General features: G+C 42.3%; 6 protein-coding genes. All 6 read right to left on the bottom strand.

Annotated elements, in window-relative coordinates:
• Positions 1-125 precede the first annotated feature (125 nt).
• From ACTRWF_RS15835 to ACTRWF_RS15810, 6 genes are read right to left on the bottom strand one after another with little or no spacing between them, the layout of a single operon-like run.
• On the bottom strand, positions 126-983 hold the full coding sequence (locus tag ACTRWF_RS15835) for an HNH endonuclease (protein WP_462835834.1): 858 nt from the start codon (positions 981-983) through the stop codon (positions 126-128).
• The gene (locus tag ACTRWF_RS15830; RefSeq protein WP_462835833.1) at positions 980-2,533 is read right to left on the bottom strand and encodes an AAA family ATPase; all 1,554 of its coding nucleotides are present in this window, start codon (positions 2,531-2,533) and stop codon (positions 980-982) included. Before ACTRWF_RS15830 ends, ACTRWF_RS15835 begins: the two co-directional genes overlap by 4 nt.
• Positions 2,533-5,595, bottom strand: coding sequence for an HsdR family type I site-specific deoxyribonuclease (locus tag ACTRWF_RS15825; protein ID WP_462835832.1), 3,063 nt, complete (start codon positions 5,593-5,595; stop codon positions 2,533-2,535). Before ACTRWF_RS15825 ends, ACTRWF_RS15830 begins: the two co-directional genes overlap by 1 nt.
• A gap of 7 nt (positions 5,596-5,602) precedes the next feature.
• Positions 5,603-6,745: a restriction endonuclease subunit S gene (locus ACTRWF_RS15820; protein WP_462835831.1), complete on the bottom strand. Its 1,143-nt coding sequence runs from the start codon at positions 6,743-6,745 to the stop codon at positions 5,603-5,605.
• Positions 6,745-8,235, bottom strand: a complete 1,491-nt coding sequence (locus ACTRWF_RS15815) for an N-6 DNA methylase (RefSeq protein WP_462835835.1) — start codon at positions 8,233-8,235, stop codon at positions 6,745-6,747. The genes ACTRWF_RS15820 and ACTRWF_RS15815 overlap by 1 nt, the downstream gene beginning before the upstream one ends.
• 5 nt (positions 8,236-8,240) lie before the next feature.
• Positions 8,241-9,740, bottom strand: a complete 1,500-nt coding sequence (locus ACTRWF_RS15810; RefSeq protein ID WP_462835830.1) for an N-6 DNA methylase — start codon at positions 9,738-9,740, stop codon at positions 8,241-8,243.
• Between the last annotated feature and the right edge of the window lie 100 nt (positions 9,741-9,840).

Raw genomic sequence — 9,840 nt, 5'->3', positions numbered from 1 at the left:
ATAATTAGAGGTTTCAGCCATTTCATGATTAATGAAAGTTGGGAAGTGTCTAGTTAATTGGTAGAGATTCATACTGAGATTTCATTTCATCACCCCTAGAGGCTGCTGTTTACCACACGCTTACTTTATGCAGTAAACGAATATTGATTTAAGGCCAAACACATTAGCCTTTCCCAATGATTTATAAATGGAGCGTTTTCTATGGGCGGAGTAAGTATGATAGCCTTTGCTTCATCTTCATTGATTCCGAGATCAAGCAATTGTTTAATTTGAGTAACAAATGTAGTTATTCGTGTCGCAGCCTCTCTAGAATATATCTTTGCGATTTCAAATGATTCAAAGTGTGTTGTGACTCTTATTTTATCATTCTCTGACCAATATTCAGGGGGAGAAACACTATATTCGACTAACCCAATACCATCAAAATCAATCGTACAGGTTGCTGTCACCCACTGTTCATTATAAAACTTGTCTTGGTCTAAATATGGATGAAGAACTTGATCTCCTGCTTCTCTAGCAAAAGCATCTGCTTTACCGTCCATGTTACAATCCCTACAAGCAGGAATGAGATTTACGGTTGACACCGAAAACTGGGGAAAGCATGCTTTGGGAAGATAGTGATCTAAATTACGGGGTCTTCCGATGCCGCCACAAAATGGACAGCGCTCATTTGCTGCAACCATGAGTTTGTCATAAATGCATCTGGCCGGTTTTGATTTCTTTACAAAATAGTTTTCATAAAGTTTTAGAAAATCCTGCTTCTTCAATGTTCCTATAATGTCGGTGTTATCATCATCGATTACAGCTGGAAGTGTATACAAGTCACCAGACCTTCCCAAAGCCGTGTACTGCTGGTTAGCACTTAAGATATCTTCACTCTGTTGCCGAACTTTATCAGCTAAATCAGGAATTCCTGTGATCCCGGCTATTATTTTTTCTAACACATCATCATCTTGAATATTTGGTAACGTTAGTCGTTTCATATGTTCTTGTTATCTCTATCCAAGATTAGAGATTTAAGAACTGCCCTGCCTTCAACTCCAAGTTGCTCATCGAAACGGTCGACTATCTCATCAAACGTTGCACCAGTATCAACTTCTAACTGTAATAGCGAATGAAAGCCCGACTTCCAAACTTCTAAACCGAAAACGGCTCGAGTCAAAACTCCAACATTTTCTCCAAATGTTTCCTTTTCGGGTCTATTGTAGCCCATTTCTAATCCAACTCGATTTAGTTTCCATACACACTTGCGTGGCACTTCCTGTAAAACAACTGGTGAGTGCGTCGCTATTATTGCAACCCCGTTTCTACTGTATAATAAATCGCTTAAAGCCCTTAAAAAGGCTGATAACAATGGAGGATGGAGATGGCTTTCAGGCTCATCGATTAACACTAAAGTCTTTTCTTCAACTAATTGTACTAATCGAGTTATAGACAATAAAACGATTGTATGACCTGAACTCATCCTTGAAATGAGGTGGAGAGCTGCTTTTTTTACTTCTTTAGTTGAAGTCAGTTCTACTAACCTTCCAAGTTGCATCTCTGCGAAATTTTCATCTGATTCCAGCATTCGTATTGCTTTCAACCATCGTTTTTTCTTTTCCACTTGACTAAAACAATTACCTAAAGCAGATACAAATTCGTGATTAATTTCACTGATAGTTTTTAACGGAGTTTCTTCACCCTCTTTTAATCGGTTGGCCGACACTTTTTTTAATCCAACATAAAAATAGCAAGCGCCTTTGTCTTTAGAAGGTTGCTCTTCTAGCGGCTCAAATGGGTCAAACGCACTAAAAGCGATGGAGACAGTACCACCAAAATATTCTTCGTGAAGATCTCTTTCTCTTCTACCTGATGTATCTTTAAATATCGCGTCATTCGAATCATACCCCACGTGTAACGATTCGATCATCTTATGGAATAATGTGGTTTTACCCACACCGTTTCTACCAATAATCACATGGATGTTTGTACTTGGTTTTGATTCGGCATCAACATCAAAGTCGAGTTTATAACCTGCTTGCTCAGTTGTACCCACAATTTCAAATGAGAAGTTATAATTAGTTAACGCCGCATCCCCTTTGATCACTCTTGTGAATTGTTCAGTGATAGATTGCTTACTCACAGTTCTCAATAAACTATCTTCGAAAACTGATTCGTTCTCTACTTCTTTTAGAATATTAAGATACGGAATGTCACGAAGAGCTGTGAGAATTTCAGTTTTTAACTCCTCATCTAAAGAGTTAAGAGACTTGTAGTATTCTACATCTTGACCTAATGAGAAAAATTGGTCATCCAACTGTTGAAATGGTTCATTGATTAATGCAGATGTCTGTGGTTTTGGTTTTCTATCTTGCCCCAGAAAACCTATTTTTACTGTACCTACTTCTGTCTTTTGTAATGCGTCATCCACAACAAATAGAGTGAATAGCGTAGAAAAGCTGTAATCATCCCAACTATCAATAACAAGATATGCAGCGCTCTTTCTCGTAGTACTTATTTTATTAGGGTACTTTATAACAAAAAAGTCCATCAATAATGCTCTTCAATGTAACTGTAGGCTTTCTTAAATAGCTCTTTATCTCTTCCCAGGCCGAACTGTGCGAGAGTTACCATTAGTGCCTTCTGTATTTCTCTGGGGCCGCTATTGGAGTTCTGCCAGCCTTCGAACCTTGTGGCTTTAACTATCTTGTCGATCTGCTCGACAACATCACCAATTAGTTTTGGCGTTGTTTCTGGTCGGGTTTCTAAGAATAGTTTTGTTAACGCCTGTTTGTTGTCTTCTTCCGTTACAATCTTTTCGCCAGTCTCACGCTCTGCTTGCACGGTATCCTTCGCAGTGTCCAACAGGCCTTTTAGCCAATCTATCGCTTTGATTACGCCAGATTCATAATCTTGTCGAAGTTTTTCAAGTCTTTCACCCAGCTCCACGAATTTAGGATCATCACTGCCTCGCAAACGGCCCATCAGATCTATTTCAATCCGTTTAGCTCTTTGTTCCTGTTCCTTTTCAGTCAGAGTAAAAATGGCATGTTCATCCATTACAAGCTCATCGATATCATCCCGAATACGATTAATATCAGTGTGCTCGTGAATCATTTTGATGGTTTCAGGACCCAAAGCTGCCCACACTAAAGCTCCTGTTTGTCCAACCGGGCGCACTGACTCATAAACCTGGGCAAGCCATTTATAATTTTTTCGATAAGGGTTTAAGAAAATATCTGGGTTAATTGCAGACCATAGCTTTGTAAGTACTCCAAAGCTTTGAGCAAATTCATCACGTTTTTCATTGGTGGGTAAGCATTCTTGTGCAACCATTATTCCCTCAAACCCTTCTAGGGTTCGATCAACATTTGGGAAGAAGGCTAAACACCTTTCAAGCTGACTCGGTAAAAGTTCTTTAAAGGCTTCGATACCTTCCACAACACCATCTATTTCGTCTGGGTTATAGGCCAAAGCTGTTCGTAAGTTTTCAAAGACACCCAGGTAATCAATGATGAGGCCCATGTCTTTTCTGGTTTCATTAGTCTCATATAAGCGGTTCGTTCTGCACATTGCTTGCAAAAGCGTATGATCACGAAGAGGCTTATCCAGATACATGCAATAACATATTGGAGCATCAAAACCGGTGAGTAATTTTGCAGTAACAATAATCAACTGAAGTGGATGCTTTGGATCTTTATAACTTTCGATAAGATCTTTCTGAGTTTGTTCTTCGGCATCGATATGCTGCCATTTTTCAAAGTCACTTTGCTTGACTGGTATCTCTAATTCATCATGCCACTTTCGCCAGTCCTTATTAACCTTATCTTTCTTATCACCCTCTAACGCTTTGACAGGCGCCTGATCAACATTCATTACCACTTCGACCGCATCAAATCCTAGCTTTTCACCTAGCAGATAGTACATTTGAACACAGGCATCCCGGTCATATACTACGACCATACCTTTCATCTTTTTAGGCTTAACGTGGCTGGTAAAGTGTTCAGCTATATCTTCACTAACAGCAGCCATTCGCTTGGGTGCTTTTAGCATTAGGGCTAGCTTACCTGCACGCTTTGAAAGTGCCGCTTTTTCCTCATCGTCGAGACGATTTTCCCGGACTAATTCTTCAAACTCTCTGTCGATAGCTTCACGATCGACTCGCAGCTCTGCCAATCGAGGCTCAAACTTTACAGGGTTTGTTGCACCATCTCTAATCGACTGCTTATAGCTGTAGCGGTTCATATAGCGGCCGGGGTCTTCTTCTGCCCCAAACAGCTTAAATGTATTTCGATCTATTCCTGAAATAGGTGTACCGGTTAGGCCATAGAAATGCGCGTTTGGTAACGCCCAGCGCATTTTCTCGCCTAAGCCTCCTTCTTGAGTGCGGTGAGCCTCATCAACCAGAACAATGATGTTTTCCCGGCTGTTTAATCCGTCAGGATTGCTTTCATCGATTTCCACATCTTTAAATTTAAAGATAGTTGTTATCAAAATACCGCGGCTGTCTTGTTCAATATGCTCGCCTAGCTTCCGACAACTCTGTACCTTAATAAGGTTTCTAACATCAGCCCCGCCAAAGGTTTCGCTAATCTGGCTATCCAAATCTCTTCGATCAACAACCACTAAAACGGTTGGATTCTTAAGTTCATTATCTGCACGTAGCATCTTTGCAGCATAAAGCATTAACAATGACTTTCCTGAGCCTTGGAAATGCCAAATCAGCCCCTTTTTGGGATAACCTCGGCGCACTCGCTCAACAATCTGTTTCGCAGCCTCGAACTGAGGATATCGAGGTAAGATTTTGACTCTTTTAGGAGGTGAATTCTTTCCTGTTTTCACCGTCGAAAACAAAGCAAAGGACTCTAGCATTTGCAAAAGCGTTTGTGGATTTAATAAACCCTCACAACTTTCCAATACTGATGCCATGCCTGGCAGGACTTCATCTCGTTTGTCAGTTCTGTGCCATGGGCTCCAATCTTTTACCCGGGCGTTGATGGCACCATAAGCAAAGGTCTTTCCTTCACTGGCAAAACATAGCAGGTTGGGCACAAAGTAGGGTTCAACGTTCTTCCAGTAGTACTTTTTACCGCCCATAAAATCGGCGGCTCCGTCTTGCCAGGTAACACTGGGGCGGGTGGCGGTTTTCACTTCGCCCACCACAAGTGGAATGCCGTTCACATAAAGCACAATATCAAAATAGACTTCAGTCGCCGCGATATAGTGCACCTGTTGAGACACCACAAAGTGGTTGTTGCTGATATTGTCGAAATCAACCAGGTTGATAGTGATATGTTCGCCATTCTCGCCAAAGGGCAAGGTTTTATCGGCCATTAACCATTCATGGAAGTTTTCATTAGCTTTTACTAAACCGGTATACCGAGCCTCATATACTACACCTCGGAGTTTATGAATGACTTCATCTGCAAAATCCGGCTGCTTGGCAATATCGGGGTTTAACGAACACAACGCGTCTTTCAGCCAATCATCAACGAAGATATCCTGCGCTTGTTTGGGCAGGCTCTCACCGTGGCAGTAAGTCCACTTTACTCCGCTTAAAACCTTTAAGCGGTCGATAATTCCATTTTCTGTGACGGTTTGTTCGTTAAACATACTTTCCTCAAAACATTCTTTTCAATGAGGTTTCTAAACTCTTTCTTCGAGCACTGTTTATATCGCTAGAAGAAACCACTTCAACAATAGAGTTCACACATTCAGCAATGCGCTGCTGAGTTACTAAATCCGGTACATGCACGAGCATTCCTTTCAGCTCCTTAACGTTAAAGTGCTGCTGCGCCAACCCTCCAGCGCCTTCTAACACCTGCCCCTTTCCGAGAGGACTGTTGATATATGCACACAAGTATTCCGGTAAAACTCTTTCTAAATCAGGCCGTACAATTAATATATCTACACAATTAGAAACCTCTAGCGATTCAGGAATTACACTAGCGGTCCCGGGGTATCCTGTTCTTACAACTACAACATCGCCTGGTTTCAAATGAGATTTTTTATGTTTGCTATGCCCTTCGTGAGTTATGTAAACCATATTCTCTAACGAGATATAGCCTCTCTTGACATTCTGTGACCGTAAAGCTGGTATGCCATGATCACAATACAATTCTGCTGGTTTATTAACGATACCAACAGTAATGACCTCACATACATCTGCCAACTTTTCAATCGGACAATCCTTGCTTTCTAGCTTATTAATTGCATCTATAAGCAATAAATCTTCAACGCTTTCCGACGTATTGCTGAGCCCTTCAGAGTAGTAATTTGCGCTTTCGATCTTTTCCAAAATATCAAGGATCGACTTCTGTTCCTCTGGGTTTGGCAGGTTAATTTCAAGGTCAGCCAAAGATTTAAACTTTGTTCTAGGAGACAAAGAACCAGATGAGGTTTTAGAAGCTATTTCCCAAAGCTTTTCTGATTGCACAATATGGGCTAATAAGCCTTCTTCCAGGAAGCTGCCTTTTGGTTCCATTACAATAATGTCACCAGAACAAATTCCATCAAACTCGGCAATTGCCGCCTTCTTTAAGTAAGGACGGCGTTTGCCAAATAAGATATGCCCTTTTTTAAACACACGGGTAAAACTCGGATTATCCTCGGCAATCATGCCCCAGCGTTTAATTTTTAGCGAACCAGAATCTAAATGCTCCAAGCCAATGTAGCGTTCGTAGCCATCGGCAATCGGGTCTTTGGTGGTGAGTTTTACTTCGCGGCAAATATCACCAAATTTAACGGTTTGTTTTTCACTCATTACTGCACGTCCTCACCGTTAACTTTAAAACCAAGCTCTTTTAAGCTTTTAAATAACTTATTGGTCTGTTTTTTCAATTGCACTCGGCTGACTTTCCATGCCTCGATGGCATGTTCAATATCGTGCACTTCGCCATTTTTTTGTGCCTGCACATAGAGCGGAATCGACAGGTTGTAGAGGTTCTCTTTGATGGTTTCGATATCGACCAAAGCGGTGAAGTCGCTTTGCTTTTCAGGTGTAAAGTAAGCCTCGCACAACACAGCCAAATCATCATCCGATAAGCGGCTGTGGGCGCGCTCGCGGGTAACGTGCTCCACACCGTTGATAAACAGCACTTTGTTTTTACGATCGGCGGGTTTATTGCAGTTGAGCACCACCACGCAGGATTCCATCGGCGAGTTGTAAAACAAGTTTGGGCCAAGGCCAATCACTGCCTCGATAATGTCCGACTCAATCACTTGTTTACGGATGCTTTGCTCGGAATCACGGAACAACACGCCGTGTGGCCAGAGCATGGCGGCGCGGCCAGTGTCGGGTTTCAGGCTTTTTATGATATGGGTGTAAAACGCATAATCGGCACAGCCCTGCGGTGGTACGCCGTAGAGGTTGCGGCCGTAAGGGTCAGCGGCGAATTTGTCGCGGTTCCACTTTTTGATGGAGTATGGCGGGTTGGCGAAAATCACATCAAACTGCTTGAGCTGGTCGTTTTCAATAAACTTGGGTTCCGCCAAGGTATCGCCGCGCAGCACATCGAACTCTTCAATGTCGTGCAGGAACATATTCATTCGTGCAATCGCCGAAGTGAGCAGATTCACTTCTTGTCCATAGAGATGCACTGATCTCCATTCTTTGCCCTGAGAGCGTAAATCCATTACCGCATTTAGCAGCATTCCGCCGGTGCCGCAGGTTGGGTCGTAAGCCGTTTCACCGGGCTTTAAGCCCATGATGCGCGTCATCAGATGCACGACTGTACGGTTGGTATAAAACTCAGCAGCGGTGTGGCCGGAGTCGTCGGCGAATTTTTTGATTAGGTATTCGTAAGCCTCACCCAGATCATCCTGAGCAACCGATTTAATCCCCAGCGGAATTTTACTGAAGTGCTCAATCAGATCAGATAGCAGGTGATCGGGTAAACGTTCTTTGTTGGTCCACTGGGCATCACCAAACACTCCATGTAAGCGCGGGTTGCTGGCTTCAATTAAACGCAGTGCGTTTTGAATGGCTTCACCAATGTTTTTGCTGGTGTGGCGCACTTTTTCCCAGCGAGCTTCCTGCGGAATATCAAAGCGGTGATGCATTGGCATGGAGGCGTATTCTGCATCGCCTTCATGGATCTCCAAGGCTTCGGTGTATTCTTCTAGATATACATCCGACAGGCGCTTATAAAACAACAAAGGGAAAATAAACTGTTTGTAATCGGAAGCGTCAATTTGGCCGCGTAGGAATTCAGCTGCGCCCCATAGTAAATCTTCTAACTTTTTCTTGTTCATTGTACTCACAGTTCAAACCCTTCTTTTCTCAGCAGCGCTTCCAATTCATCCTCTGCTTTTTCCAACGCAGTAAGCTTGCTACGAAAATCAGCCAATGATTCTTCCACAGTTAAGGTTTCTTCCTCGAGAGGCTTTTGAACATATCTAGCAATATTGAGGTTGAAGTCGTTTTCTTCTATTTCACTCAATTTCACCCAGCGCGCAACACCTTCAACTTCCTTTACTCCAGGGCCTTTGGACTCTTGTTGTTGATAGATGTTATAAATCTCGTCCGCTTGGTCATTTGAAAGGGTATTCTGTGCACGTCCCTTGGTGAAGATTTCTTCCGCATTGATGATAAGTACATGATCTTGATGACTGGCAGGACGCGATTTGCGTAACATCAAAATACAGGCTGGAATACCTGTGCCATAAAATAGGTTTGACGCTACACCGATGATTGCTTCGATGCGGTTTTCTTTTAAAAGCTGTTCACGGATCTTACCCTCTGCCCCTCCCCTAAATAAAACGCCATGAGGCAAAACCACAGCCATACGACCTTTGTCATGTAATGAGGCGAACATATGTTGAACCCAAGCAAAGTCACCGTTTGTTTTAGGTGCTAAACCATACTGCTTTCGCCCATAAGGATCGTTTGCCCAAAGGTCATAACCCCATTCTTTTAAGCTAAACGGTGGGTTTGCGATTACACAATCAAATGTTTCGAGACGGTCGTTTTGAATAAACTTGGGCTCTCGAAGCGTATCGCCGCGTACTATCTCAAAATCTTCTTGTCCATGAAGGAACAGATTCATTCGAGCAATAGCTTCGGTGGTGAGGTTCTTTTCCTGGCCTTTAATTTTTAATAAGCGTGGATCGCCACTATTTTCTTTAACGTGGTGGATAGTTTCTAGCAACATACCGCCAGTACCACATGCAGGATCGTAAACGCTTTCTCCTGCTTTAGGGTCCAAAATATTTACCATCAATCTAACGATAGTACGTGGTGTATAGAACTCACCTGCCTTTTTATTGGCTTTATCAGCAAAACGCTTAATCAAGTATTCATAAGCCCGCCCCATGTCATCATCACGAACACTGGAGATACCAAGATTTACTTTATTGAAATGATTGAGAAGTGTTGATAGTAGTTCATCAGAAAGCCGTTCTTTATTGGTCCAACTTGCATCACCGAAAATACCGTGCAATTGAGGATTAGCTAACTCTATACCCCTGAAGGCTTCTTTCAATGCCTGTCCGATGTCTTTTGTATGGGCAAATACCTGCTTCCAGTGAAAGGAGGCCGGGATTTGAATACTATGAAACATGTCTGCTCGAGCAAGCTCTTCATCGCCGACCTGTTTCATTGCTTCTTCAAATTCTTCGTCGTACACATCACATATTCGTTTGAAAAAGAGGATAGGGAAAATATACGTTTTATAATCTGAAGCATCGATGGGGCCCGTTATAATGTGGGCTGCGTGCCATAAATGTGCTTCGAGGTCTTTCAGTTTTATCAATGTCATGTATTTTCTAATTACTTGTACTTTTTTATTCTTAGTTTTACCAATCAAAAGTCATAGTGAAATTGCTAGACTCTAATTGATAATGTGCATCATTATCAAT

It is taken from the genome of Alteromonas sp. G5_S2_22_S1 (assembly GCF_054968525.1).
This window is presented reverse-complemented; position numbering and strand designations above follow the sequence as displayed.

What these genes read in the sequence shown, in the direction of transcription:
- ACTRWF_RS15825 (WP_462835832.1), bottom strand. Translation starts at nt 5,595, where the DNA reads ATGTTTAACGAACAAACCGTCACAGAAAATGGAATTATCGACCGCTTA.
- ACTRWF_RS15815 (WP_462835835.1), bottom strand. Translation starts at nt 8,235, where the DNA reads ATGAACAAGAAAAAGTTAGAAGATTTACTATGGGGCGCAGCTGAATTC.
- ACTRWF_RS15835 (WP_462835834.1), bottom strand. Translation starts at nt 983, where the DNA reads ATGAAACGACTAACGTTACCAAATATTCAAGATGATGATGTGTTAGAA.
- ACTRWF_RS15810 (WP_462835830.1), bottom strand. Translation starts at nt 9,740, where the DNA reads ATGACATTGATAAAACTGAAAGACCTCGAAGCACATTTATGGCACGCA.
- ACTRWF_RS15830 (WP_462835833.1), bottom strand. Translation starts at nt 2,533, where the DNA reads ATGGACTTTTTTGTTATAAAGTACCCTAATAAAATAAGTACTACGAGA.
- ACTRWF_RS15820 (WP_462835831.1), bottom strand. Translation starts at nt 6,745, where the DNA reads ATGAGTGAAAAACAAACCGTTAAATTTGGTGATATTTGCCGCGAAGTA.